The sequence below is a fragment of the Metabacillus kandeliae genome (assembly GCF_021166585.1).
Lineage (GTDB): Bacteria > Bacillota > Bacilli > Bacillales > Bacillaceae > Metabacillus_B > Metabacillus_B kandeliae.
In genome coordinates, this window is the sequence record NZ_JAJOZE010000002.1 from 227,863 (window position 1) to 252,066 (window position 24,204).

The 24,204-nt window shown below is 44.8% G+C and carries 25 protein-coding genes; 8 read left to right on the forward strand and 17 right to left on the reverse strand.

The window, feature by feature from the left end:
* Positions 1–18: 18 nt before the first annotated feature.
* A complete protein-coding gene (locus LRR81_RS08180; RefSeq protein WP_231788856.1) occupies positions 19–1,170 on the reverse strand; it encodes an ABC transporter permease in 1,152 nt (383 codons plus the stop codon).
* The gene (locus LRR81_RS08185) at positions 1,160–1,912 is read right to left on the reverse strand and encodes an ABC transporter ATP-binding protein (protein WP_231788857.1); all 753 of its coding nucleotides are present in this window, start codon (positions 1,910–1,912) and stop codon (positions 1,160–1,162) included. Before LRR81_RS08185 ends, LRR81_RS08180 begins: the two co-directional genes overlap by 11 nt.
* A 174-nt stretch (positions 1,913–2,086) precedes the next feature.
* Here LRR81_RS08185 and LRR81_RS08190 point away from each other — a divergent pair, with 174 nt between their 5' ends.
* The 4 genes from LRR81_RS08190 (at position 2,087) to LRR81_RS08205 (ending at position 5,686) form a co-directional block, all read left to right on the forward strand.
* Positions 2,087–2,788, forward strand: coding sequence for a LytR/AlgR family response regulator transcription factor (locus LRR81_RS08190; RefSeq protein ID WP_231788858.1), 702 nt, complete (start codon positions 2,087–2,089; stop codon positions 2,786–2,788).
* 15 nt (positions 2,789–2,803) lie between these two features.
* Positions 2,804–3,787: a sensor histidine kinase gene (locus tag LRR81_RS08195; RefSeq protein ID WP_231788859.1), complete on the forward strand. Its 984-nt coding sequence runs from the start codon at positions 2,804–2,806 to the stop codon at positions 3,785–3,787.
* A 114-nt stretch (positions 3,788–3,901) separates the two neighbouring features.
* Positions 3,902–4,156 carry a hypothetical protein gene (locus tag LRR81_RS08200; RefSeq protein WP_231788860.1) on the forward strand — a complete coding sequence of 85 codons (255 nt, stop codon included), beginning with the start codon at positions 3,902–3,904 and terminating at the stop codon, positions 4,154–4,156.
* Positions 4,157–4,324: 168 nt separating this feature from the next.
* On the forward strand, positions 4,325–5,686 hold the full coding sequence (locus tag LRR81_RS08205; protein ID WP_231788861.1) for a right-handed parallel beta-helix repeat-containing protein: 1,362 nt from the start codon (positions 4,325–4,327) through the stop codon (positions 5,684–5,686).
* A 39-nt stretch (positions 5,687–5,725) separates the two neighbouring features.
* Here LRR81_RS08205 and LRR81_RS08210 read toward each other — a convergent pair whose 3' ends face one another.
* A complete protein-coding gene (locus LRR81_RS08210; protein WP_231788862.1) occupies positions 5,726–7,621 on the reverse strand; it encodes an endonuclease MutS2 in 1,896 nt (631 codons plus the stop codon).
* A gap of 621 nt (positions 7,622–8,242) precedes the next feature.
* Here LRR81_RS08210 and LRR81_RS08215 point away from each other — a divergent pair.
* The gene (locus LRR81_RS08215) at positions 8,243–8,431 is read left to right on the forward strand and encodes a hypothetical protein (protein WP_231788863.1); all 189 of its coding nucleotides are present in this window, start codon (positions 8,243–8,245) and stop codon (positions 8,429–8,431) included.
* A 40-nt stretch (positions 8,432–8,471) separates the two neighbouring features.
* Here LRR81_RS08215 and maa read toward each other — a convergent pair whose 3' ends face one another.
* The 5 genes from maa to LRR81_RS08240 form a co-directional block, all read right to left on the reverse strand.
* Positions 8,472–9,038, reverse strand: coding sequence for a maltose O-acetyltransferase (gene maa, locus LRR81_RS08220; protein WP_231788864.1), 567 nt, complete (start codon positions 9,036–9,038; stop codon positions 8,472–8,474).
* A 125-nt stretch (positions 9,039–9,163) separates the two neighbouring features.
* Positions 9,164–10,822, reverse strand: a complete 1,659-nt coding sequence (locus LRR81_RS08225; protein ID WP_231788865.1) for a hypothetical protein — start codon at positions 10,820–10,822, stop codon at positions 9,164–9,166.
* 103 nt (positions 10,823–10,925) lie between these two features.
* Complete coding sequence (locus LRR81_RS08230) at positions 10,926–11,537, reverse strand: DUF3221 domain-containing protein (RefSeq protein ID WP_231788866.1); 612 nt, start codon at positions 11,535–11,537, stop codon at positions 10,926–10,928.
* A 139-nt stretch (positions 11,538–11,676) separates the two neighbouring features.
* Complete coding sequence (locus LRR81_RS08235) at positions 11,677–11,850, reverse strand: DUF4083 domain-containing protein (protein WP_231788867.1); 174 nt, start codon at positions 11,848–11,850, stop codon at positions 11,677–11,679.
* A gap of 87 nt (positions 11,851–11,937) precedes the next feature.
* Positions 11,938–12,405 carry a hypothetical protein gene (locus tag LRR81_RS08240; protein ID WP_231788868.1) on the reverse strand — a complete coding sequence of 156 codons (468 nt, stop codon included), beginning with the start codon at positions 12,403–12,405 and terminating at the stop codon, positions 11,938–11,940.
* Positions 12,406–12,581: 176 nt separating this feature from the next.
* On the opposite strand from LRR81_RS08240, the gene LRR81_RS08245 reads away from it, so the two are divergent.
* Positions 12,582–13,025, forward strand: coding sequence for a hypothetical protein (locus LRR81_RS08245; protein ID WP_231788869.1), 444 nt, complete (start codon positions 12,582–12,584; stop codon positions 13,023–13,025).
* A gap of 7 nt (positions 13,026–13,032) precedes the next feature.
* Here LRR81_RS08245 and LRR81_RS08250 read toward each other — a convergent pair whose 3' ends face one another.
* The 3 genes from LRR81_RS08250 to LRR81_RS08260 form a co-directional block, all read right to left on the reverse strand.
* Positions 13,033–13,998 (reverse strand): quinone oxidoreductase family protein, encoded by a 966-nt coding sequence (locus LRR81_RS08250; RefSeq protein WP_231788870.1) that lies wholly within the window; start codon positions 13,996–13,998, stop codon positions 13,033–13,035.
* A gap of 57 nt (positions 13,999–14,055) precedes the next feature.
* Positions 14,056–15,798 carry an ABC transporter ATP-binding protein gene (locus LRR81_RS08255; RefSeq protein WP_231788871.1) on the reverse strand — a complete coding sequence of 581 codons (1,743 nt, stop codon included), beginning with the start codon at positions 15,796–15,798 and terminating at the stop codon, positions 14,056–14,058.
* A 256-nt stretch (positions 15,799–16,054) separates the two neighbouring features.
* Positions 16,055–17,218, reverse strand: a complete 1,164-nt coding sequence (locus LRR81_RS08260; RefSeq protein ID WP_231788872.1) for an iron-containing alcohol dehydrogenase — start codon at positions 17,216–17,218, stop codon at positions 16,055–16,057.
* Between the two features lie 590 nt (positions 17,219–17,808).
* Between LRR81_RS08260 and LRR81_RS08265 the strand changes: the two genes are divergently transcribed.
* Positions 17,809–18,825, forward strand: a complete 1,017-nt coding sequence (locus tag LRR81_RS08265; protein ID WP_231788873.1) for an oxidoreductase — start codon at positions 17,809–17,811, stop codon at positions 18,823–18,825.
* 35 nt (positions 18,826–18,860) lie between these two features.
* On the opposite strand, the gene LRR81_RS08270 is transcribed toward LRR81_RS08265, so the two are convergent.
* The 6 genes from LRR81_RS08270 to LRR81_RS08295 all read right to left on the reverse strand — a co-directional run bounded on the left by LRR81_RS08270 (position 18,861) and on the right by LRR81_RS08295 (position 22,953).
* On the reverse strand, positions 18,861–19,361 hold the full coding sequence (locus LRR81_RS08270; protein ID WP_231788874.1) for a peroxiredoxin family protein: 501 nt from the start codon (positions 19,359–19,361) through the stop codon (positions 18,861–18,863).
* An 83-nt stretch (positions 19,362–19,444) separates the two neighbouring features.
* On the reverse strand, positions 19,445–19,852 hold the full coding sequence (locus LRR81_RS08275; RefSeq protein ID WP_231788875.1) for a GNAT family N-acetyltransferase: 408 nt from the start codon (positions 19,850–19,852) through the stop codon (positions 19,445–19,447).
* 154 nt (positions 19,853–20,006) lie between these two features.
* Positions 20,007–20,255, reverse strand: coding sequence for a hypothetical protein (locus LRR81_RS08280; protein WP_231788876.1), 249 nt, complete (start codon positions 20,253–20,255; stop codon positions 20,007–20,009).
* A gap of 90 nt (positions 20,256–20,345) precedes the next feature.
* Entirely contained in the window at positions 20,346–20,744 is a 399-nt protein-coding gene (locus LRR81_RS08285) for an SHOCT-like domain-containing protein (protein ID WP_231788877.1), read from the reverse strand.
* A gap of 12 nt (positions 20,745–20,756) precedes the next feature.
* Entirely contained in the window at positions 20,757–21,122 is a 366-nt protein-coding gene (locus tag LRR81_RS08290; RefSeq protein ID WP_231788878.1) for a DUF2089 domain-containing protein, read from the reverse strand.
* Positions 21,123–21,510: 388 nt separating this feature from the next.
* Positions 21,511–22,953 carry a DHA2 family efflux MFS transporter permease subunit gene (locus LRR81_RS08295; protein ID WP_231788879.1) on the reverse strand — a complete coding sequence of 481 codons (1,443 nt, stop codon included), beginning with the start codon at positions 22,951–22,953 and terminating at the stop codon, positions 21,511–21,513.
* Positions 22,954–23,074: 121 nt separating this feature from the next.
* Between LRR81_RS08295 and LRR81_RS08300 the strand changes: the two genes are divergently transcribed.
* Positions 23,075–23,980: a LysR family transcriptional regulator gene (locus LRR81_RS08300; protein WP_231788880.1), complete on the forward strand. Its 906-nt coding sequence runs from the start codon at positions 23,075–23,077 to the stop codon at positions 23,978–23,980.
* The last annotated feature ends 224 nt before the right edge of the window (positions 23,981–24,204 follow it).

Sequence of the window (24,204 nt, forward strand, 5' to 3'; positions counted from 1 at the left end):
GCCCAAAAGAGCTCTGTCTTAGTTCATCACCCATTTATCCTTCTTAAACATCACTCTTCCAGCTGCAAACAGGATGCCCATGCACAGGATGTTCGTTCCAAATCCGACAAGGATATGCTCCCAGCTGATGATGCCGAAGATCAGTTCTTTCATCATACAGAAAATGTTCATGATCGGGATGGCAAAGTGAACGGTAGACAGTTCGTTAATGCCCATTGTGGAGATAAACATCACTGGGAAAACGGAAACCATCATCACCGGGGTGCTATAGCTTTGCGCTTCCTTAATTGACTTGCCCGCGATGCTTGCCAGCATGAGCAGAGAGGCATTGAACATGGAGTACACAATCGCAATAAGAATGCCGAGCAGAACGATCAGAAGGGTATGGTCGCCAAAGGAAACAGCCTTCTTCAGGTTTTCGGTCAGAAATGTAATTTCAAGTGCCACGACAATAAGGGTGATCAGGCCAGTGATGGTTCCGATGGACGAGATTGTCAGCCATTTGGCGAGAACAAGAGGTCCTCTTTTCACAGGTGTCATGAGAAGCGCCTCCATCGTCTTTTTCTCTTTTTCTCCTGCGAAAAGGTCCAATGCTGCTGGACTTGCCCCAATTCCAATCGCGATAGAAAGGATCAGCGGGATCAGCATCGCCAGCATGCTCGTGCTCGTGTCTTCATTGGAAACACCTTTTTGCGAAATCGTAAATGGTTCTGTTACAGAGGGATCTGTTCCTTTTTCTTTCAGTCTCTCAGAAACAATCGATTTTTCATAAAGATTAAGCTGGTTTGTCACGAGCGTCATCAGGCTTGAGGATTTTTGGCTGAAATTATCTCCCATCAGCGTCACATCCGCTTTCTCTCCAGCACTGATTTTCGCTTTAAAATCTGAGCCGAAGATCAAGGCTGCCTGCGCATCACCGTTTTTCACGGCTTCTTCCGGCTGATCGGTTTCCACTAGCTTAATGTTTTTCATTCCGTCAAACATCCGGGCTTCATCAGCTGACTGCTTGATGGCAAGGCTGTAAACTTCCCCTTCTCCGCTCCCCAATATTTTTTCATAAAAAATCGTAAGCCCTGTCATCATAATAATCGGCAGCAGGACGGTCAGGAAAAGGGTTCTACTGTCACGGAAGCAGTCCTTCATTTCCTTCAGATAGATGTTAAGAAGCATAATGCTCCCCCTTTCTGACAAGCTTGCTCATAAAGATATAGTTCAGGTCCTTGCTGTCCTCTGATTTGTAAAGCTCTTCAAGGCTGCCTTGGTACACGAGCTCGCCCTTATGCATCATGGCAGCGGAGTCGCAAAGCAGGGCAACCTCCTCCATGATGTGGCTCGAGAAAATGATCGTCTTTCCCTCTCGCTTCAGCTGGTGCACAAGCTGCCGAAACACATTGGAGGACGTGATATCAAGCCCTGTTGTCGGCTCGTCAAACAGAATGATCTCGGGATTATGAATCAGCGTTCTTGAAATCGCAACCTTTTGGCGCATTCCCTTGGAAAACCCGCCTACTTTCCGGTTCAGGTAATCTCTCATGCCGAACATTTTGGCGAGGTCGTCAATCCTGACCTTTGTTTCATGCTTGCTGAGTCCGTAAAGCATCGCAAAGTATTCAAGATTTTCCCGTGCTGTCAACCGTTCATAAAGCCCTGTTTCACCTCCGAAAAGGACCCCGATTCTTTTTTTGACCTCGTCTGGATGGACAAGCGTGTCATGGCCTCCGACGGAAATTCGCCCTTCTGTTGGAGAGAGCAGTGTTGCAATCGTTCTGAGCAGTGTTGTCTTTCCTGCGCCGTTTTCTCCAAGCAGGCCGACTGTCTGTCCTTTTTCCACTGAAAACGTCACATGCTTTAAAGCCGTAATGGACGTCTTTTTATCCTGAAATTTCTTTGTGACTCCCTGAATCTCAATCATCTTTTCACCCCATTTGTTTGTTTTCCTGGTTTTATCATACAAACTGCGGCGGTTGATTTCTGCCCTTCTGTCGCGAATACGCCTTTTTTTGTCGCGAAAATGCCAAAAAGGCCCCTTTCAGATGGTACTATAAAGGAAATAGACTCGTTATGAAGCAAGCAGGTGAAACCTTCCATGTTAAAAATCGGCCTTGTTGATGACCGGATGATTGACCTTGATAAGCTGAACGCCATTATTTCCGGTATGGAAAATGTGGAAATCGTTTTTTCCACGCTTTCTGCAGAAGAAGCCTATGAACAAATTAAAAAAGAAACTATCGATCTTTTAATCGCAGATATTGAAATGCCGAATTTGTCAGGCTATGAGCTTGCTGACATTATCCATTCGCATGCCCTCAGCATCGCTGTTATCTTTGTGACAGCAAACAGCGGCTATGCCGTCCATGCCTTTGAACTGAATGTCCACGATTACATCATGAAGCCTTATTCAAAGGACAGACTGACCACCTCCATCGAACGGCTGCTGGAAAAAAACCAGTCAGCAGAGATCGCCGGCAGGCTGTATTTAAAGCAGAAAAACGATATTCATATTATTCAGAAGAAGGACATCATCTTTATTGAGCGTTCAGGCAGATCTTCAACCATTCATACGAAAAAGGATCAGCTTAAAACGTATTTAACTTTGAATGAATTGGAAGGAGAGCTCAGGGAGCGCGACTTTATCCGCTCGCACCGATCCTTCATTATCAACATTCACTATGTTAAAAATTTTTCCCTCTATGCGAAAAACTCCTATACTGTGGCTTTTGAAGGAATTGAAGCACAGGCTATGATTACAAAAGAGAAAGTTGATTTTTTGCAGGAGTATTATTTTTAAAGGGGGCACTCTGGTGTGAAAGTAAAAACAGCCTATTGGGCGTTTCTTGCCCTTTTCCTCTTTCTGCACGGATTTTTTCTAACAGCAGCTGTTCTTCCATTTTATCCAGCTCTTATTTTCTCGATATTAGCCGGTTATTGGCTGTTCCAAAAGCTCCCTCTTTCCATCGTTTCTCTTGGATGGAAGTGGAACGGGGTATTATTCGGAATACAGGTATTGCTCCTGCTCTTGTATACAGCTGACCCCTCCCCGCTTTTGGCGATTCCGGCTGTTCTCTTTTTAGGCATTGAATACATAAGGCTTTCACTTTCAAATAGATTGAGAGATTTAGAGCTGCAGGCAAAACTTTTTGATGAGGAACGTGCAAGGGTCAACGAAACCTTCCGCATCGTCCGGAGCGAGCGGCATGATTTTTTAAAGCACATCTCTGTGCTGCACTTCATGCTGGAAAACGGGGAAAACCAAGAGGCAAAGAGATACCTTGATCAAATGGTTGACGGCTATAAGGAGACGAATCTTTCCATTAAAGGGGAAAAAGGCACAGTGGCCGGGGTTCTTCATCAAATGTATCAGCGGGCTCAAAAAGCTGGAATAGATTTGGTCTATGACCTCGATGTTCCAATTTCAAGCCTGCCTATTTCGGATCAGCAGCTTGTGGCTTTACTTGGGAATCTTCTTTCGAACAGCCTTGATGCCTCTGAAGAGTGGCAGCAGAAACGGAATGCAAAGGCGCAAATCTCTCTGCAATTTCACAAGCGGAGCGGCCTTTTTCTGCTGATCTGTAAAAATACGTGTCTCCCTGTTCCATCTGACCTTCTGGATTCTTTATATGTCTCATACGGGAGAACAACTAAAGGAGGCAGCCATGATGGACTCGGCACGAAAATCATCTCTGACACAGTCAAGAAACACCAGGGATACTTGGATTTTGTATACAAGGAAGAGGAATTTACTGTGAAAATCAAAGTCCCTTCCATCCAGCAAGTCCGTACTATTTGAGTGCGGACTGTTTTTATTAGGAATAAAAGACCTCCTTTTCGCCTAATTTCGTCAAAGTTTCCAGCTCATTCTATGGTACTATGAGGAAAAAGAGGAATAAAAGGGGTTTTCCAAATGAATCCACAGCCAAAAGTAAAATATCCAAAAGCCTTCCAATCTCTCTCAATCACGATTCCTGCTTTAATTTTATTGCTTCACGCCATCCTGCAAGCTGTTTATCCTGCCATCAGTCCTCTATGGGCTCTTCCTGCCCTGCTGCTCGCGGCGAGTGCTCTGTTTGTCTTTTTTTCAATCGACAGGAAACTGAAGATGTTTGGGTATGTGAGTTTTATGCTGTCATTTTTGACGGCGGCCATGATTTTTCATTAAGATAGGTAGAGGCACAGTGAGAGGATCACTGTGTTTTTTTATGTTAGGCTCTGAAATTGAGCTGTTTATTTCCGCTGCAGGAGTCTCCCGCCTGCCACTCCAATCAACAGGTGCTCAAAAATTAACCTTCTTCTTTAACAAAGTCTTATTTTAAGGAGAACCTTTTCAATGAAACAAAAAGCCAGAGCCGTGCCGCTTCTGCTGACAGCTATTTTGACCGGGCTGTTATTGTACGGATGCAAGCCGGGGCATGAAATGAACTTATACGTATCCCCATCCGGAAATGACGAGAACCCTGGGACGAAAGATAAGCCGTTTAAGCATATTCAAAAAGCTGTGAATTCGGCGAAGCCTGGCACTGTCATTTTGGCAAGGCAGGGCGATTATCAAGAGCAGATTTTGATCAAAAAGTCCGGGCAAAAAGGTGCGCCAATTGTTCTTAAGAACTATCCTGGAGAGAAGGCAGTGATTAACGGCAAAGGCGTTCCCGTTTCCTCTGACAATCAAGGCTTAATCTCCTTGCAGAACAGCAGCTACGTTACGATTGAAGGCTTGGAAATCAAAGATTACCAGACAAACAAGGAAGATTTGGTTCCAGCCGGCATTTTTATCAGCGGAAGCGGGAAAGGCATCCGTCTTGTAAACAATCATCTTTATCATATTGAAACGCATCATAAAAATGGAAATGCTCATGGAATTGCCGTCTATGGCAGCAAAGCACCTGAGGCGTTTGAAGACATCGTCATTTCAGGAAACACTCTGGAAAATATGAAGCTCGGGGAAAGTGAAGCACTCGTGCTGAACGGCAATGTGAAGGATTTTAAGATTACCAATAATACCGTTAGAAACATGAACAACATTGGAATTGATTTGATCGGCTATGAGGGCACAGCACCAGATGAGAGATATGATCAGGCACGAAACGGAATGGTCAGCGGCAATACGGTGAGCGGCATTTCAAGCTACGGCAATCCTGCTTACGGAAATGATTATTCAGCAGGCGGAATCTATGTGGACGGCGGGAAAAATATCACGATTGAGAAGAATAACGTCTTTCAAAACGATATTGGAATCGAAGCAGCCAGCGAGCATGCGGGGAAAACTACAAGCGGCATCATCATCCAGAAAAATACTATCTATGAAAACAGCAGCGCCGGCATTGCGATTGGCGGATACGATGAAAAGAGGGGCAGCACAGCGGACAGCGTGATAACGGGAAACATTCTGTATAAAAATGATGCCAGGCAGCAGGAAGCCGGGCAGATCCTGCTTCAATATCATGCATGGCACAATAAGATTGAAAACAATACCCTGGTCGCTGGGGAATCAAATCTCATGATCAGCAGTCCATTTAAGGGAAACGATGAGAATATAATTAATAATAATGTCTATTATCTCGATAAAGGAGAACAGAGTGCGCGCTGGATCTGGGAAGACGTGGACATTACTGGATTTTCGGTTTATCGGGAGAGAAGCGGGAAGGACGCGGGGAGTGTTTTTAAGAAGGAAGAGTTACGGGGCATCAAATAAAAACGGCTCGATACTGCTCGAGCCGTTTTGCTTTTTCAGCTAGTCTTTTCTCCTCATCTCCTTATAAATCTTCCGCAGCGCCTTCTTTGAGCCCCGCTCCATATCATGCTCCATCTTTCTGCTCTGATAATCGGTGAAAAGCTGCTCCAAATTATAGCCGTCCGGATACAGATCTGCGGCTTTAATTTTCAGTGAGAGACGCTTGTCGTTCACTTCAAGCATTTCTCCTTTGTAAAAAACCGTCACATTCCGGTATTGGTCCCGCTCTTTGTATACAATGCCTGTTTCCTGATAATCGAGCAGTTCCACCTGATCTCCCTTTCCATAGTCCACCAGCACATGCTCTTCTATAACCGCTTTCGGCTTTCTGATTTTATTCGCATCCACTTTTTCAAGCCTGTAGGCTTTGTTCTCCATGTAGGCCTTTGCCCTATCCAGCACAGCTTCTTTCATGCTCATTTTTTTAGAAATCCAGAGAGCATTGCTGTCTCCCGATGTTCCGATAATCAGCTTGTAAAGCGGCTCAAGGGTTTCCTGCTGAAATTGCATGGCGGCATTCATGAAGTCCGGGTGGAGTTCGGAAAACCGTTTGATTTCACCATAATGAGTTGTCGCAATGGTGATGCAGCCCATGTGGTAAAATTCCTCGAGAATGGAGATGGCAAGGGCCGCTCCCTCATTCGGTTCTGTTCCGCTGCCAATTTCATCAAACAGGAGCAGCGTCTTGTTGTTCGCCGAGCTCATGATTTCAGACAGGTTTTTCATATGAGAGGAGAAAGTGCTCAAAGCATTCTCGATGCTTTGGTTATCGCCTATGTCGGCAAACACTTTTTCAAATACGGAAATTTCAGTCCCCGTGCCGGCTGAAATATGAAAGCCCGACATCACAGCAAGGGTAAGCAGGCCGATTGTTTTCAGTACAATCGTTTTTCCGCCGGCATTTGGCCCTGTGATGACTAAGCTCCTGTACACGTTGCCGATTTCAAAGTCAAGCGGCACAGCCTTTCCGCCGAGCAGCGGATGCCGGCACTGGACGAGCTTGATGTGCCCCGTTTCATTCAAGGCAGGTTGTATTCCTTTAATGTGCTGGCTGTACTTTCCTTTTGCAAACACTAGATCATACTGGCTGATCAGTTCAATATTAATGCTGATGCCATGAAGATTTTCAGAAATGAGGCCTGTGAGTGCAGCAAGGATTTGATATTCCTCCATCGCTTCCTCGGCCTTCAGCATTTCCAGCTCTCCGTTCAGCTTCGCGACAGCCTTCGGTTCCATAAAAACGGTCGATCCTGTTGAGGAAACCTCCACAATGGATCCTGCCACCTGGTTTTTAAAAGACGCTTTAATCGGGATCGTAAACCGGTCATTCTTCCGGCTGATAAAGAAATCCTGGATGACCTTCTTGTTTTCGCTGCTGTTCATAAATTTCGTCAGAAGTGCCGTAATCTTTTCTTCCTTGCTCTCAATCTGACCGCGGATCCGGCGCAGCTCCCTGCTTGCTGAAGAATCCACTTTTCCGTTTTTAATGGCAGCGTTAATTTCCTCTTCCGCCTCCATATACTCTGACATGGACTGGGCGTAGGAGGCGAGCACAGGGGCGAAAAATTCGCGTTCCAGCATAAACCGCTTCAGCCTGCGGCAGCCTCTCAGGAAATCGGATAGGCTCATCAATTCACCAGGATTCAAAATCATGCCCTTCTCCGCATTTTGGATGATTCCTTCAATATTTGTGACGCCTGAAAACGGAACGTGTCCATCCGCATCCAGAATGGCCCGTGCTTCAGAGGTTTCATTTAAACGGGTTTTAACAGCTTTCAGGGTTGATGCCGGCTCAAGCTTATCCAGCAGCTTTTTCCCAAGCCCGCTGACGCAAAAGGATTTGATGATGTCCTTTAACTCTGTGTACTGCAATTTATTAAATGTATGATGATTCATTTTTTTAGCTCCTCATTCTGATTTTTTATGATCAAAAATGAAGATACCTGTATTCAGATTTGAACGATCCAATAATAAACGCAAAAAAGCTCCGGAGATCCCCCCGCAGCTTTCCTTATAGTAGAGATAGGCAAATAAAACAGAAATGCCTGCTTTTATAAGGGTGTAGGTATCTTCATAGGTTAAAATGAATCCATAGCAAAATAAAGGAGCAACGTCCCCATTTTTACTGCGTATTCATTTTATTCAATTCGCCTATTTAGAACCTATGCACACTCACAAAAGCACCTTCTCATTTTATTTGGCTTCGTTCATTGCAATCTGAATTTCTGCTTTCATCTTATTATATGTTCCAGAAATAGTAAAGAGGCAGTCGTATAGATTTGCTTCAACTGCACATTCTTTTCATAAGGCTTTGTTTTAAATGTGGCTGTTGATTTCCGTTTCAGGCGTCCGCTTTCCGCGGGGCGGGCGGTGAGCTTCCTCGGCGCCTTAGCGCCTGCGGGATCTCACCTGTCCCGCTGCTCCCGCAGGAGTCTCCCGCCTGCCACTCCAATCAACAGGTGTGGCAAAATCAGCATTCTTCTTTAACATAGCTTTTTAAAAAAGGAGATGAGTGAAATGAAAAAGAATACGGATCAGTATGTAACGCCATCTGGTGAAAATGAACAATTGACAGTCCAGTCAGACGGAGCATTCCCGAATCAAAAAAATGTTGCTCGCGATTCGGTTGAGGAGCATAAGAACCTTGAAACAGCCAACATCCTTTTAGGGGAAGATGAAATCAGACAACAGAATGAAAATTTGTAGAAACAAAAAAACAGTCATTCGGTATGACTGTTTTTTGCTGTTAAGCCTTCTTTTCTATGTACTTAATGATCCGGGCCGGGTTTCCTCCTACGACTGCATAATCCGGTACATCCTTCGTTACAACTGCCCCTGAAGCGATGACGGCGTTGTTTCCAATTGTGACACCCGGATTTATCACTGCTCTGCCGCCGATCCAGACATTGTCTCCGATCACAACTGGCTTCGCAAATTCCGCGCCGCTGTTCCGCTCAATCGGATCCAGAGGATGTGTGGCCGTATAAATATGTACCCCAGGCGCAAGCATACAGTTGTCACCGATCGTAACTTGGCATACATCCAAAATGGTGCAGTCAAAATTGGCGTAGAAGTTTTCGCCTACATGGATGTTATAGCCATAATCACAGCGGAATACAGGCTCAATGTAAATAGTTTCCCCCGTTTTCCCGAACAGTTTTTTTAAAATATCGATCCTGGTATCTTCATCTGTTTCAACAGATTGGTTGTACAAGCGGGTCAGCTTTCTAGCGCGGACTCTTTCTTTGACAAGTTCAGGATCAGCGGCTAAATATAATTCTCCGTCCAGCATTTTTTGTTTTTCCGTTTTCATGGCGGGCAGCCCCTTTTCTGAGTTTCTTCTTGTGCAGTTTAATGGACTTGGGCTGTACTTGCAATAATTACTCCGAACAAATAAAAAACTGACCTCCCATCTAGGAAATCAGTTTTAATGCCGTCTTATTTCAACCCGGCCGACAAATCCTTCAGCTGCTGCATAAGTTTTTCTCTGGCAGAACTTGGCGCAGGCGATTCCTGTCCACCCCATGTTTCTTCTTCCAACAATTCCTCTTCGGCTAGTTCATTCCATTCTTCTTCATCCAGCAGTTCCTCTTCGGCCAACTCGTTCCATTCTTCATCCAACTGTTCCTCTTCGGCCAGTTCAGTCCATTCTTCTTCCAGCAGTTCCTCTTCGGCTAGTTCATCCCATGCCTCTTCATCCAGCAGTTCCTCCTCGGCCAGTTCGTTCCATTCTTCATCATCAGAGGGATCGATCATCGGCATGCTTTTCACCCATACCTCACAGCCCTGAAACGGATTGGCTGTTCCTAAGAAAAGGTCTCCGTTTACAGAAGGAAACAGGTTTCGCACACCGTAATTTCTTCCATTGCCAAGGCCGTTTGTTGAAATGGTCTCCCATTTAAATCCATTATCTGATTTCCAGAGCCCAAAGCCAAAGAGCGGATTTGGGATAGCTGTAATGAAATTCAAGGTAGCCAGAATCACGCTTTCAATTACCCTGAACGGAAGAAAATCCGGCAGTTTTTCAAATAAGGCCTGCACGAGAGATTGGACAGAAGGCGGAATAACGACAGACCAGTCAAAGGACCCGGCATAGATGCTCTCTCCGTAGCTTTGAATCTGCCAGCAGTATGCATTGAATGGATTGCCGAAACCGGATGGATAGACTCCTTCGTTACGGGTTCCAGTAACAGGATCTGTTGCAATGAGCGGCTTGCTTCCGACCACTACCTGCCACTGGTCATCCGCTCCAATCCGTACAATATCAAATCCTTTAGTGATAACTGGTGTTCCTGAAAGCAGCGGCAGAAACGGAACCATACCAGTGCCAAGGAAAATGGAGCCGTTGTAGAATGTCATTTCAAATGGAATGATGTTAATGGCGTCTCCTGCGCCCTTATCGACGACAAGCTGCCATCCAGAGGAAGGATCGCTTCCAATTGTCCGCCATACTTCAAAGCCGCCCTGCTTTGCCAGGCCAATATATAGATGCCCAAATATGCTGATCATGCTTGTAATTTCGCCAGTAATCTCAGCAGGCAGCGCGATTTGGTCAAATCCTGATTCCGACTCATTCAGCACATACACTCTTGGTACATTATCGGTCGAGGTCAATGGAACTGTTGCAACATACAGTCTGCGAAGATGCTCCACCATAGAGCGGGAAGTGCCGCCCTCCAAACGGGCAAGCTCCGACCAGGACAGCCTCTCTGTTCGTCGATAAATGATGGCAAATCTGCCGTCGCTCGACGTCGCTGCCGTATACAGCTTCGCAGAGATTCTATTTTGCGGATACTGGATCATAAAACGGAAGCCAAACGACTTCTCCGTTGTTTTAAAATCCAGCTCCCAGTCTGTACTGCCGTCCTTTTTCACGCGCCAAATTTCTGCCCTGTAATCATCATTCGGCAAAAAAGAGGCCGGAACCGGCAGCCCAAGCCCGTCAAAGGCCAGATTTGGTATGTTTCTCCCTGTCCCAACGTACAAATACTCTCCAAGCTCGCTCATCGCCCAGGCATAATCATTCTGTCTTGCATCAGCCGTCTCTTCAGAAAATCCGTTAATCGGCGTGATCTTCATAAATTTGCTGAAATCCATCACCCTGCTCCCTTCCCATTCGCTTACCTTACAGCTTATGTGAACAGGCTGTTATGGACAGGGCTTGTGAAGGAGGGGAACGGCGGATATATACTGTCCCTGCTTATTTACTCTCCAGCACTATTTTGTCTGCTTCAGCGTTGGCGGGGTTCGGCATGTCAATTGGGCCTTGAAAAACAGCCGTAATTTTATCTCCTGCCTTGATATCCTCTGCGTTTTTGCTTTTGAGCCAAATCATGGGGGCAGCCGCTTTTACCACGATGTCTTGAGCAGACAGATCTTTTACCTGCTCATACTCTGAGAATGTCATATTTTCCCCAAGCAGCACCCTGCCCTTTTCCGTTTTCAGGACATATCCGCTGGCAAGCATTTCATTTGTTTTTCGGACCTTCAAGGGTTTGGCTCCACCCGGGAAAGAGGCGTCCTCGCTATCTCCCTTAACAGTTACTTGCACCTTTTCCCCTTCCCTTAAAGCAGATGTGTCCCGATCCAGCATCCAGTAAAGCTTGTATCTCTTTGGATCGATTCCGTTCATTATTTCTCCCGTCGTTTTGCCTTTCAGCTCTACATATTTCTCAACAGGAATAACAGCAAATAGGAAACGGGTTTTTTCGACTTTGAAAATATAGCCTTCAAGTGTCCTTTCAGTTCCGCATCCGCTCATGACGATTCCTATCAGCAGCACACTCAGAATTAAATATAATGATTTCTTCATCCATTCCACTGCCCCTTTCTGCTTCTAATTAACAAGACGCAGCCGGCAGGAAAAACGTTACCTTTTTTTGGTAAAATAAAAAAGCTATTTCAGATGTTGACCATAGACCACAATCTGAAATAGCTCTTTCGCTTGTTTATCAATCATGCCTCTTCTCCAGCAATTTTCCCAGCTTTTCTTCAATTGAATGTAAACGCTCATTCTGCTTTTTCATGGAACGGGCAAAACCCGCGATTATGACAATCACGAAAATGACCACCATAATGGCAATCAGCTGAAAAATAATATCTCCAATATTCCAATGAGCTCCCATTGTGTCTGCCTCTCTTTTTTCTAATGTACTATTGTATACAGCGACGGCATAAGGCTATATCAATCTCTTGAAAATTCAGCTTTCCATTCAAGAAACCTTGCTCATCGCGCATATCAAATCATTAATATAGGAACAAAGCTCTTCTAAGTGATCTTCTCCGACTTCGTCCTTCTGGAACTGGCGCAAAAACGCCGTGTGGCTTTTATAAGCTTCTATGTAATCGGCTGCAGTCTCTTTTAGGGGCACCTTAATGGCTTCCTTTTGCTCTCTGGCAATTTTGATGAGGCAGATTTCGCTGTTATGCTTTTTCATTATGAGGGAATTTCCTGCTCCATATCCTTCGTGAATGGAGGGTTCTCCAGCCAGGATAAGGTTTTTCATTCGATCAGCCAGGTCTGCCAGTGTTAATTGATGATGCTTTGTGTAAAATTCAATGCTTTGCCCGCGGTAAAGAAAGTGAATCGTTGCGCTAAGCTCCAATATTTTTGACCAATGCACCTCGCCGGAATGAATTTTCCTCAGGGAATCGTCCGCTTCTAACAGAATCTTAATCACACAAACATACGCCTCCAGTCCTTCTGCATCTATGCTATAGAAGCTAATTCCCCGTTATTTGGAAGTTCAATCCAATTTTACTTTCATTATTTTTCTGTGCCAGTTTGTTTATATTTTTCACCAATAATGTAACCAAATTAAGGAAGATGCGTCAAAACATAATAAAGAGGTGCTTGATGAAGAAAATACCATTATTCTTTTTAATGCTTTTTGCACTCGTCAGTTTATCAGCCTGTGCTGAAAAAATGCTATATGAAGCTGATTATCCAGAAAAAACACTAAATGAAACTGTAAATATAAAAAATCATAAGGTGACTAAAATTGTCTTTGAAGACGGCAGAGGCCGAAATCATCCGTTTTTCCTTGCCGACCAGCAAAAGATTTCGGAATTTATTAAAATGATGGACGGAGTTGTGATAAAAAAAGAAAATTCCCATGAACCCAGTGCAGGCTGGACGCACTCGGCTTACTTTTACAGCGGCAATAAAAAGCTTTTCCACATCGTGTTTAACAACCCCCTGCAAATAGATAATGATTCCTATGTTGTTGTGAGCGGACAGCTAGAACCAAAGGAGCTGGATGAGTTTATTAAATCCGCTGACCCGGACTGGAAGTTCTAATAATCTTTTAAAGCCTTAATAGTATTTTTCCGCGGTAATTCCGGCTTTCTGCCAGGCGATGAGCTTCTGCGGCATCTTCCAATTTAAACACATCAGCAATAGATAGTTCCGCCTGGCCTGAGGCAAACAGTTCAATCACCTTTGCAGCAGGTGCAGCCAAGCGCCCCGGATCGTGCTTTCGTGTTGTTCCAAGACTGAATCCTTTAATACTCCGGCAGCTGTTATGTACATCACTCGTTTTAATGGTGCCCGCCTGTCCGCTGCTGTTTCCGAATTGAACAAGCGTCCCGTAAAGCGCAAGACAGTCCAGGCTCTTACCCGTCACCTCTCCGGCGACGGAGTCAAAAATTACATTTGCACCAGCCCCATCGGTCAGGCTGTTCACTTCTTCTGCAAACGTGTCATATGTAAAAACTTTATCAGCACCCAGCTTTCTGACGTAATCTTCTTTTTCCAAACTCCCGACAGTTCCGATGATGCGCCCTACGCCCGCAAGCTTTGCCAGCTGCACAAGCATGGAGCCTGCTCCGCCTGCTGCACTGTGGACAACGATACAATCCGTTTCCTTTACCTGCCCGATTTCATGCAGCAGGATATAGCCTAAAATAGAAACAGTCGGCATCGCTGCAGCCTGCTCAAATGAGAGCGTGTCCGGAATTTTGAAAACCAGTTGTTCATTTGCCGCTGCATACTCGGCATAGGAACCGTTCATTGGAAAAGCCACTACCCTGTCTCCTTTTGAAAAAACAGTGCTTTCGCCAGCCTCTTCAATCGTCCCAGCGCAGTCAAGCCCGAGAATTTGTGGAAACTTCCCCTCCCCTTTTTTGCCATTACGCTTCTTAATATCTGCATAGTTCACACTGGTATAATGGACTTTGATTAGTACTTCTTTTTCACCAATAGCCGGTTTTTCTATACTTGAGTATGTCAGCACACTCGCATCGCCAAATTCATCCTGAATGATGGCTTTCATGTATATCTCCCCCTTTAACAGAAATCGGAGGCCAAGTAATGGCCTCCTGAAAAACGCCTACCCATTCATCTCCAGCTGCATGTTATATAAATACGCATAAGTGCCATTTTGGGCGGCGAGCTCTTCATGTGTTCCCTGCTCTTCAATGCCTCCGTCCGTTAGAACGATAATCCGTTTAGCATTGCGCACTGTGGATAACCTGTGGGCAATGACGAAAGTGGTCCTGTTTTCCGAAAGCAGATCCAGCGATTCCTTGACGACCCGCTCACTTTCGTTGTCAAGTGCGCTTGTGGCTTCATCAAAAATGAGAATTGGCGGATTTTTCAAGAGAACGCGGGCGATGCTGAGCCTCTGCTTCTGCCCGCCTGACAGCTTGACGCCCCTCTGTCCGATGTCTGTGCTGTATCCTTCAGGAAGCGCCATGATGAACTCGTGGGCATTGGCCCTTTTTGCAGCCTCCACGATCTCCCATTCGCTTGCCTCTGGTTTTCCGTAGCGAATATTCTCCAGCACTGTTCCTGCAAACAAATACACATCCTGCTGTACAACGCCGATCTGCTTTCTCAGCGAATGAAGAGCTATATCCTTTATATTGATGCCGTCAAGCAGCACTGCTCCCTCGTTCACCTCATAAAAGCGCGGAATCAGCGAGCACAGAGTAGTTTTCCCTGCACCGGAAGGGCCAACAAGTGCCACGAACTCTCCCGCTTTCACATCCAGTGATAAATTGTGCAGAACATCCCGGCTGTGCCCTTCATAACCGAACGACACATTTTGAAAGGTGACATTTCCTCTCACATCAGCCAATTCAATGGCATCCGGGGAATCCTTGATCTCCGGTTTTTGCTTCAGCATTTCCATAAAACGCTCGAAGCCAGTTATACCTTCCTGGTAAATGGTCGTCATCCCCGTCAGTTTCTGTATCGGTTCAACAAGGAAGCCAACGTACAGCAAAAATGTGATCATGTCAGCTAAATCAAGTGAGGCATTCACAATGGAAGCCCCGCCGATAATGATGACCGTCAGCGTCACAAGCTGGATGAACAAGTCCATTCCATTGGAGAGGTAAGCCTCATTCCGGTAGGTGTCTTTCCGGCTTTCAAGAAACCGGAAATTTTCGCGTGCAAATTGGTTTTTTTCCATTTCTTCATTCGCAAACGATTGAACAACCCTGATGCCGGACAAGCTGTCCTCCAGCCTGGCATTTATACCGCTGATTCTTTCCTTGTTTCTCTTATACGTTTTATTGAGCTTTTTATTAAAATACCAAGCGTAAAGCCCCATCACAGGCAAAAAGAGAAAAACTGCCAGTGTCAGCTGCACATTAATGGTCAACAGGATGATGAATGTGCCGATAAACCGGATGGAATACCGGAAATAATCCTCTGGCCCGTGATGATACAGCTCTGAAAGCCAGAAAAGATCATTCGTCATCCGGCTCATGAGCTGCCCTGTTTTTTGCTGATCATAAAAAGAATAGGACAAGGTTTGGAGATGATCAAACAGCTCCTGCCGCATATCGCTTTCCATCATGGCCCCCATCCGGTGGCCATGATAATCCGTAAAGTAATGGCAAAACGCCTGCACAAGCAGAAGCCCAAGCATCACCGCACCAATCATCATGATTTTGCCAAGCGCATGTTGAAGATCTCCTTCCAGCACATCTTTAGTGACATAACGTGTCAGAAGCGGATAAACAAGCGATATGCCCGATACAAGGGCTGTGCAGCCCATAATGGTTAAAAACAGCCTCAAATAAGGCTTATAATAAGAAAGAAACTTTTTGTATTTGCTAGTCATTCTGCTGCCCCTTTATATTCGCTTTTTCACAAGGCGCATATAAGGGGGGAACCCATTTATAACTGGCTAAATGAATGCCGCACCCTTATATGTTAGTCCGATGCTCATTCTTTTGTTTTTCATTTTATTTCCTCCTTAGTGTTGGTTATTTACAGTATACGAAATTTTCCAAAATCTTTATATATAGAGTGACGAAAAAGAAAGAGATAATTTTCCAGAAAGCAAGAAAAAAAGCCCCTAACCAAGGGGCTTTCTTCTACAAGCATGAATTCAAAATATCTCTGACACTTTCCCGGTTCATTTCTTTATACGTGCCGACGCCCGGTTTAATAAATGTTTTCTCCACAATCGCATCAAACTCTCGATCGTCAATGCCGTAATCCTTCAAAGTACTTGGAGCACCGAGTGAGTTCCAGAAGTCACGGAGTGCCTTTGCTCCTTCTTTTGCAACTTCGCTTTCGTCCTTCCCTTCAGGTGAAATGCCAAAGACGTTCACAGCAAGCTTTTTCACTTTGGATGGATCCTCTTTCAGGACATGCTCCAGCCAGTTCGGGAAAAGAATCGCAAGCCCTCCGCCATGAGGAATATCGTAGATGGCAGAAATGGCGTGCTCAATCCGGTGCGTTGCCCAGTCGCCGCCGTCTGTTCCATTGGCGAGAGAACCATTGAATGCGGTTGTGCTGATATACATCATTGTTTCTCTATGCTCAAAAGAATGCAAGTCATTCAAAAGCTTTGGTCCTGTTTCGATCGCTGTCCGCAGCAGTGATTCAATAAACCCGTCAATCATCGGGGTATTTTCTGTGCGGTGAAAGTACGATTCCAGCGCATGCGACATGCTGTCTACAATGCCGTATACCGTTTGATCGCGCGGCACAGAAAACGTGTAGCCTGGATCCAGTATCGAAAATGCCGGGAACACAAGCGGCGAACTCCAGCCAAGCTTGTCCTTTGTCTCCCAGTTGGTGATCACTGAAACATCGTTCATTTCAGACCCTGTTGCTGCAAGAGTGAGAACTGTTCCAAACGGGAGAACCTCTGTAATGGGAGCTTTTCTCGTAATAAGATCCCAGGCGTCCCCTTCATATTTGGCACCTGCTGAAATGGCTTTCGTGCAGTCAATCACACTGCCGCCGCCAACAGCGAGCAGGATATCAATGCCTTCTGTTCTGCAGATTTCCACACCTCTATGGACAGTTGAAAGACGGGGGTTTGGCTCTACACCTGAGAGCTCAAAAACCTTGGCATCAATTTTCTGCAATTCCGCCATGACATCATCATATACGCCGTTCTTTTTAATGCTGCCGCCGCCATAGACGATCAGCACCTTCACGCCTTTTTCCAGCACAGCAGACAGCTGCCGGACTTCCCCTTTTCCGAAATAAAGCTTCGTTGGGTTATATTGTAAGAATGTATTCATATTGTGCACCTCTGTTTTTATTTATCGGTCTTATTCTAGCATAATAATAGTCTCCATTATGATGCGTAGTTTCGATCACAATAATCAGGAATTCCGATTTAACATGGCAGGGAAAGAAAAGATATAATAGAGGCAATACATAATCATAAGAATTTGAAGGGGAATAGAGGACATGATCCAAATCGCACCATGGAAAAAGGAAATCTCGGCCTGCTTTTTCAGCTTAATTCCCCTGTCATGACCGTGCATCTCGGCGGTCCTGAATCAGAAGAACAAGTCTATAAGAGACACGAGCGGTATCTGGAACTAGATGAGAAGGGAAAAATGTATTGTATTCTGTATGAAGGGAAAACTGCCGGTGCGATTGGGTTCTGGGGCCTCCCTTTTATTCGTTTCTTTCTCTATTTCGGGGCTCTTTGGCATTTCTCCTTTTTTCAAGTTAGAGTATAGTTGGAGACTCTTAAGGTATGCTGTCCCTGTACCGTCCTTATTTTTCTATCACAAACCGCCGGTTTCAAAGTTGACTTTATCCAACTCCCCGGCGGACAATAAAGCTTTATAAACTACTCAATAACATTCAGGAGGCTTCTATGCTAACGATCGGTTATATTGGAAATGGAAAAAGCACGAACAGATATCATCTGCCGTTTGTCTTGCAGAGAGATAACATAAAGGTCAAAACCATTTATCAGCGGAATCCTGACCATGAGAGCTGGGACCGGATTGCAGGCGTAACTTATACTTCTCAGCTGGATGAATTATTAAATGACAAGGACATTCAGCTTGTTGTGGTTTGCACAAAGCATGACAGTCATTATGAGTACACAAAGTCAGTTTTGGAACATGGTAAGAACTGCCTTGTTGAAAAGCCTTTTATGGAAACCTCAGAACAGGCAAAAGAAATATTTGCGCTCGCAAAAGAGAAAGGACTGCTCGTTCAAGCGTATCAAAACAGGCGTTTTGACAGTGATTTTTTAACTGTCCAAAAGGTCATGGAAGAAGAAAAAATGGGAGACTTGCTGGAGCTTGAAATGCATTTTGACTATTATCGCCCCGAGGTTCCTGAGTCGGTTCACGCGTTTAATCCTTTAGAGTCTTTTTTATATGGGCATGGCTGTCATACCCTGGATCAGGTCATCAGTCTTTTTGGAAAGCCGGATCACATCCATTATGATGTGAGACAACTATTGGGCGAAGGAAGAATGAATGATTATTTTGATCTGGATTTGTATTATGGCAAGCTAAAAGTATCTGTCAAATCCAGTTATTTTAGGCTGAAAGAACGGCCAAGCTTCGTTGTGTACGGGAAAAAAGGAAGCTTTGTAAAAGAAACGAAAGATCGCCAGGAAGAACATTTAAAGTTGTTCCATATGCCTGATAACAAAGATTTTGGTGTGGATACAATCAGCCATTATGGCGTCCTGACCTATGTGGACGGGGAAGGAACAATCCATGAAGAAAAAGTGAAATCCGTTCATGGCGATTACGGAAGGGTCTATGACGATTTGTATGAAGCCATTATTAATGGAAAAGAGAAAACTATTACAGACGAACAGACACTGCTGCAAATGGAGATTTTGGAAACGGGAATCAAGCATTTGAAGTGAAAAAGCAAAAAGAGCCGGACATCCGGCTCTTTTTCCTACTTCTTTAAATTTTTCGAGATATATTGAACAATTTTCCGAAGTTCTGTCGCAGATGGACGGCCAAAAGGGCTTGTCTGCCTTTGCTGGTAGAGCAGTTCCCCATTTTCATTAATAAGGAAGTACGCTGGTTCGCCGTGAGCCCCATGATCCTCATAAGGAGCGTCCTCGCCGTGATAATAAACACCGTATTCTTTCGAAACCTTTAAGTCCTCGTCTGACAGCATGGTGAGTGATAGGCCTTCCTCCTCTGCCATCTTCTGCAGATTGTCCAGCTTATCGGAAGAAACGGTAATCAAATGGACGTTTTTCCCTTCAAAGAAACCGGCATTTTCCTGAAGATTTTTTAAATCCTCTACACATACCGGACACCAGGCACCTCTGAAAAAAATAATGAAATGCCAGCTGTTATGCTCCTCCTGATGGGAAGAAAGAGTCAACTCCTCCCCTTTTACCGATGGCAATCGAAAATCGGGTACCTTCTCTCCTAATTGAAACATCTGATCCGCCTCCATTACTCATATGTCCTCATCTATCTCTTTTCCCTTTATGGAAAATGATAATCTTTCTAAGTATGCTGGCGTTATTTTTCTATCACCTGAAACATTCCCGTCATCCCAGGCGAGTAGTCTTGAAAGCCAAAATTCTCATAAAACTGGGTTTTTCCCTCTGAGGCGAACAGGCCGACAAACGCTTTATCCGGTGCATGATCTTTCAAATACTGAAGAAGCGCCTGCATGATTTCCTTCCCAATCCCCTTCCCCTGATAATCAGGGTGTACGACAATGTCCTGTATGTAAAAATAAATCGCTCCGTCTCCGATTATTCTTCCCATGCCGATCACCTGATCGTTTTCTTTTACGGTCACTGCAAAGAGCGATTGGTATAAAGATGTCTCTGCTGCCTTGTAGTTCATAAAATCTGTCCAGCCGACGCTGTCACAAAGATGGATGTATTCTTCTATTGATGGTGTTCTGTTTAGCAATTGCACTTCTTATTTCTCCCCTTCCAGTTATTACATTTTATCATAGTGTTTGGGTACTTGATTGCTGGTTTCGTGAAATGCGAAACACAAAAAAAGACAGCCTATTCTAAGCTGCCTCTAAGCCTATTTTCGCGCAAGGAAACACGATCGAAACCAGGCTCTACAATTTTATCAGTACGCTCGTTCCATCCTGAGCCTTAATATCTGCCAGAACCGTCCCTTTGCACTGCTTGAGTTCCTTAATGAGCTGCCTGACAACAGGCTTCGTGCTTGGATGTTCAAGAATCATCAGCACCAGTTGAATTCCGAACCGGCTGCTTTCCGATTCCCAATCGTGCTTTCTGGCCGCATCTTCCTCTTGCTTGTTCAGCAAATCCTTCAGCGGGCGCTTGACTAAACTGGATCTCATGATGCTGCTTCCCATGTGCAGGGCAGCATATGGGACAGGAATTGTAAATGAGTGCTTTTTGTTCTTTATCTTAACAATCAGCATTTTTAATCACTCAATTACAACAGTGACAGTGTCCTCTTTACCGGACCTGATGTCAACAATTTGCCCATCAAGCTCATTCTCAATTGCATCAATCAGCAGGTCAATATCAATGTCTTTCACATATTTTGCCGCCTGCGGAATATTGGAAGCAATCCCATGCCCTGCTCCTAGAACAGCCTTCACCAGTTTAATGGGCAAATTTACGCTCACATGATCGTTTTCTTTTGATGTTACACGGATTTTCAGTGTTTTGTCTAAGTAAGATGCGGGCTTTCCAAGCGCTATTGCATTCGGTGAAGATGCCGTTTGCTTTTCCCTCAGAGCGTCAATCAGTTCTGAAGCTTTATCAGAATCAATTTTCCCTTCCTCCATCATCGTCAGCACTTTGCCGATTTCTTCTTTCATTGCTCTTCCCCCTTATTCATTCTTTAGCATTTTAACCGCTTCATCCGCGGTGATATCGCCATTTTCAAGCATGGCAATAATCTTCTTTTCATCCACTTCAGCTTTTTTCCGAGTTTCATAGCCAAGGGCCTCAATAATGTCATTCAGCTTGCCGCGCACTGTGGGGTAGGAGATGCCGAGCTCCTTCTCCACTTCCTTGATGTTGCCTCTGTTCACAAGAAAGGTAATGGCAAAGCGGAGCTGCTCCGGAGAAAGCTGAGCGAGCTTTGATAATTCAAATGTATTTTCAATCGTTGTCCTGCAGTGGCCGCATTCCAGCTTAACAGCGTGCAGCGCGTGATCGCATACAGGACATTGCGTAAGGATAGGATATTTCATACTCTGCTCCTTTCTGTTATTGAAATTATAAGTGGAAATACTTAATTTGTAAATATTAAAAATTGATTTTATTTATTTATAGATTTAATTTATTAATTTTTTACCTGTAAATACTTAATAATATTTAGATGAGTTGCTTATAGAGTTTGATAGGACCTTATTTATGCTCAAAATATGGACAGCTCCTTGTAACCGGCTGTTGGTGAATATAAAGAGCAGTTTCGTGAATAACAGAGCCGGTTTCGTGAATATCTGCTTCATTTTGGTGAATATATTGGCTGGATCGGTGAATATGAAAGGGTGCCGGCTTCTGAAAAGCAGGTTTCACCTTTTAAAAATAATTTTTGCACATCAAAAAAGCATCCGATTCATTCGGATGCCCCACATTTCAGCTGCTTTGCTTCAATACCTCAACCGCATGCTTCGTTTTCTTCTTCCTCAACACCAGCGCGAGCGGCACCGCGAACAGCAGGGCTGCGGCTGCAACCAGGAATGTGTCGTTTGATGCCAGCAGAAAAGCCGATTGCTTCAATTCTTCTCCCGCTTTTCCGGCACTTAATTCAGACATGTGAGCAGCAGTCCGGACAGCCAGGATCGAACTGAATACCGCGATGGACAAAGCAGCAATTGCCTGGCGCAGCCAGTTAGAAATAGCAGATGCATGCCCCACATATTCTTTCGGAATAACGCTCATGGAAATGCTTGTCGCAGGCGATGTGGCAAGCCCCACTCCAACGTATCTCACAATCATCCAAATGGTAATAAAGGCTGCGGAGGATTCTTCTGTTAAATGGCTGAACTCCCATGTTGCCGCAATAATCAGCAAGGCGCCTCCGAGGACAAACCAGGCAGGATCTATTTTAGCTTGCAGCTTGCCCGCGAGAATCGTGACTCCAATCATGATCAGCGCCCCTGGCAGCATGACGAGTCCTACTGTGAAGGACGTCTCCCCTTGCGCTTCTTCCATAAAAAGCGGAATTAAAAACACACTGGAATAAAGGCCGACAGAAATCAGGCAGCTCACCATCGTTCCGATCGCAAACTTCGGGTATTTCAGCACTCTGATGTAAAGGAGCGGCTGCTTTGCTGACAGCTCTCGTTTAATGAAAATAGAAATGCTGAAGAGACCGAGCACTAGTATCCCGATAGCCGGTGCTGAAAACCAGCCGAGGCTTGAAGCTTTTGAAAAATACATCAGGATGGAGACATTTCCGATGACGACGGTCAGCAGTCCAAGCTTATCAAGAGCCGCTGATTTCCCCTTGGCGCTTGCAGGAAGAAAGCCTGCTGCACAGCACACTGCCGCCACACCGACAGGCACATTTGAAAGGAAAAGCATTTTCCACCCAAAATAGTTCGTAATCAAGCCGCCGACAGTCGGCCCGATGGCTGGGGCCACCATAATAGAAACGGTCCATAAACTGATCGCCATCGCCTGCTTTTCTTTTTCCACTGACTGGTAAATAATTGTCATCGTGGATACCTGAATTAACCCTGAGCACATTCCCTGCAGGATCCGAAAGGTGATCAGCGATTCAATATTCCAGGCCATGCAGCAAAGTGCTGATGAAATGGTCAGCCCGACGAGCGCCAGGACATAAAGCCGCTTGTACCCCGCTTTGCTTCCCAAGTAGCCGCTAAGAGGCGCTATCGTGCCGATCGCAAGCAAAAATCCCGTTATAATCCACTGTACGGAATTGATGTCAGCGTTTAAGTCATGCATGATGGAGGGCAGCGCCACGTTCACCGTTCCTGAATTCAGCTGAGCCAGGAAATTTCCTAAAAATACCGCCAAAATGATAAATGCAAAAGAGTTCCTTTCTTTTTTCACTAACCCAATTCCTCTCCTTTTTTTCCTCTATGATCCAGTATATATATAACTTGTGCTAATGAATAATTATCATTTTTAATGGTATTATTAGTACAGCTAATATATAAAGGAGGCTGATTCTATGAATTTGGAACAAATGGAGTACATAAAGGAAATTATCCATACCCGCTCGATCTCCGTTGCCGCACAGAATCTGCACATCTCCCAGTCGGCCATCAGCCAGTCCATCTCTTCTCTGGAAAAGGAGCTCGGGATCACGCTGTTTAAACGATCCCGGTTCGGCACAACTCCGACAGAAGAGGGAAAAAGCATTATCAACAAAGCACTGAAGATTGTCGAAAACATAGATAAAATTAAAGAAGACGCCCTCACCTTTAATACGTCCTACACCGGAGAACTGAAGATCGCTTCCATTCCAAGCCTGATGGCATTCTTGCCAAAAGTGCTCTCCCTGTTCAAAAAGGACTTTCCGCAAATCAAAGTGACAATCCTTGAGATGGAAAGCAGCCGGATCATTGAGGAAGTGAAAGAAAATAGGCTGAACTTTGGGCTGACCACTATTCAAAATCCGGTGGAGCGCACGCTTCCCGATCAATGCATTTTCAAGCCTATTCCCTATCAAACTGACATCAAAGTCATTGTTCCAAAAGATTCGCCGCTTGCTTTTCAGGACGCGCTGTCCATGCAGGAGATTCTCGATTACCCAATTGTTATGCACACAAGCCACTACTGGGATAAGCTCATCACCTCATATGAAACAGCTGAAAAGCCAATCAATCTCGTGTTCCGGACCTCCAACTTTGAAGTAATCAAAAAAACTGTCGCAGAAGGGCTTGCGATCAGCATGCTGTCCCATTACTTATTAACGGACGATCCTTATGTGGAAAGCGAGCGCATCGTACCGGTCACCATCGCGGACCCTGATATTGTGTCTGAAGTCACGTTCGGATGCCTGTACTCCGAAAAAAATCCGCAGCTGCCTCTGGTGAAAAAGTTTTTGGATTACGTTGAGCAGTATATGTATTGAAAAACGGCTGATTTTATTCGTTTTTAGCGAATATGGAACAAAAATGATCCTATTTCAGGCTATTCTGTTCATTTTCGCTTTATCACACTAAAGAAATTCGCTGTTTACATGCGGGTTTTCGAAGTTTATATGCAGGTTTGAAGATTTTATTTGCGGGTTTTGGAATTTTATTTGCAGCTTTCGGCTTTTTATTTGCAGGTTTTTCCAACTTCATGCGGGATTGG

What these genes read in the sequence shown, in the direction of transcription:
- LRR81_RS08285 (WP_231788877.1), bottom strand. Translation starts at nt 20,744, where the DNA reads ATGAAAGAAGAAATCGGCAAAGTGCTGACGATGATGGAGGAAGGGAAA.
- LRR81_RS08190 (WP_231788858.1), top strand. Translation starts at nt 2,087, where the DNA reads ATGTTAAAAATCGGCCTTGTTGATGACCGGATGATTGACCTTGATAAG.
- LRR81_RS08290 (WP_231788878.1), bottom strand. Translation starts at nt 21,122, where the DNA reads ATGAAATATCCTATCCTTACGCAATGTCCTGTATGCGATCACGCGCTG.
- maa (WP_231788864.1), bottom strand. Translation starts at nt 9,038, where the DNA reads ATGAAAACGGAAAAACAAAAAATGCTGGACGGAGAATTATATTTAGCC.
- LRR81_RS08300 (WP_231788880.1), top strand. Translation starts at nt 23,075, where the DNA reads ATGAATTTGGAACAAATGGAGTACATAAAGGAAATTATCCATACCCGC.
- LRR81_RS08180 (WP_231788856.1), bottom strand. Translation starts at nt 1,170, where the DNA reads ATGCTTCTTAACATCTATCTGAAGGAAATGAAGGACTGCTTCCGTGAC.
- LRR81_RS08255 (WP_231788871.1), bottom strand. Translation starts at nt 15,798, where the DNA reads ATGACTAGCAAATACAAAAAGTTTCTTTCTTATTATAAGCCTTATTTG.
- LRR81_RS08230 (WP_231788866.1), bottom strand. Translation starts at nt 11,537, where the DNA reads ATGAAGAAATCATTATATTTAATTCTGAGTGTGCTGCTGATAGGAATC.
- LRR81_RS08245 (WP_231788869.1), top strand. Translation starts at nt 12,582, where the DNA reads ATGAAGAAAATACCATTATTCTTTTTAATGCTTTTTGCACTCGTCAGT.
- LRR81_RS08235 (WP_231788867.1), bottom strand. Translation starts at nt 11,850, where the DNA reads ATGGGAGCTCATTGGAATATTGGAGATATTATTTTTCAGCTGATTGCC.
- LRR81_RS08270 (WP_231788874.1), bottom strand. Translation starts at nt 19,361, where the DNA reads ATGTTTCAATTAGGAGAGAAGGTACCCGATTTTCGATTGCCATCGGTA.
- LRR81_RS08265 (WP_231788873.1), top strand. Translation starts at nt 17,809, where the DNA reads ATGCTAACGATCGGTTATATTGGAAATGGAAAAAGCACGAACAGATAT.
- LRR81_RS08210 (WP_231788862.1), bottom strand. Translation starts at nt 7,621, where the DNA reads ATGAATCATCATACATTTAATAAATTGCAGTACACAGAGTTAAAGGAC.
- LRR81_RS08280 (WP_231788876.1), bottom strand. Translation starts at nt 20,255, where the DNA reads ATGAGATCCAGTTTAGTCAAGCGCCCGCTGAAGGATTTGCTGAACAAG.
- LRR81_RS08185 (WP_231788857.1), bottom strand. Translation starts at nt 1,912, where the DNA reads ATGATTGAGATTCAGGGAGTCACAAAGAAATTTCAGGATAAAAAGACG.
- LRR81_RS08225 (WP_231788865.1), bottom strand. Translation starts at nt 10,822, where the DNA reads ATGGATTTCAGCAAATTTATGAAGATCACGCCGATTAACGGATTTTCT.
- LRR81_RS08260 (WP_231788872.1), bottom strand. Translation starts at nt 17,218, where the DNA reads ATGAATACATTCTTACAATATAACCCAACGAAGCTTTATTTCGGAAAA.
- LRR81_RS08200 (WP_231788860.1), top strand. Translation starts at nt 3,902, where the DNA reads ATGAATCCACAGCCAAAAGTAAAATATCCAAAAGCCTTCCAATCTCTC.
- LRR81_RS08250 (WP_231788870.1), bottom strand. Translation starts at nt 13,998, where the DNA reads ATGAAAGCCATCATTCAGGATGAATTTGGCGATGCGAGTGTGCTGACA.
- LRR81_RS08205 (WP_231788861.1), top strand. Translation starts at nt 4,325, where the DNA reads ATGAAACAAAAAGCCAGAGCCGTGCCGCTTCTGCTGACAGCTATTTTG.
- LRR81_RS08215 (WP_231788863.1), top strand. Translation starts at nt 8,243, where the DNA reads ATGAAAAAGAATACGGATCAGTATGTAACGCCATCTGGTGAAAATGAA.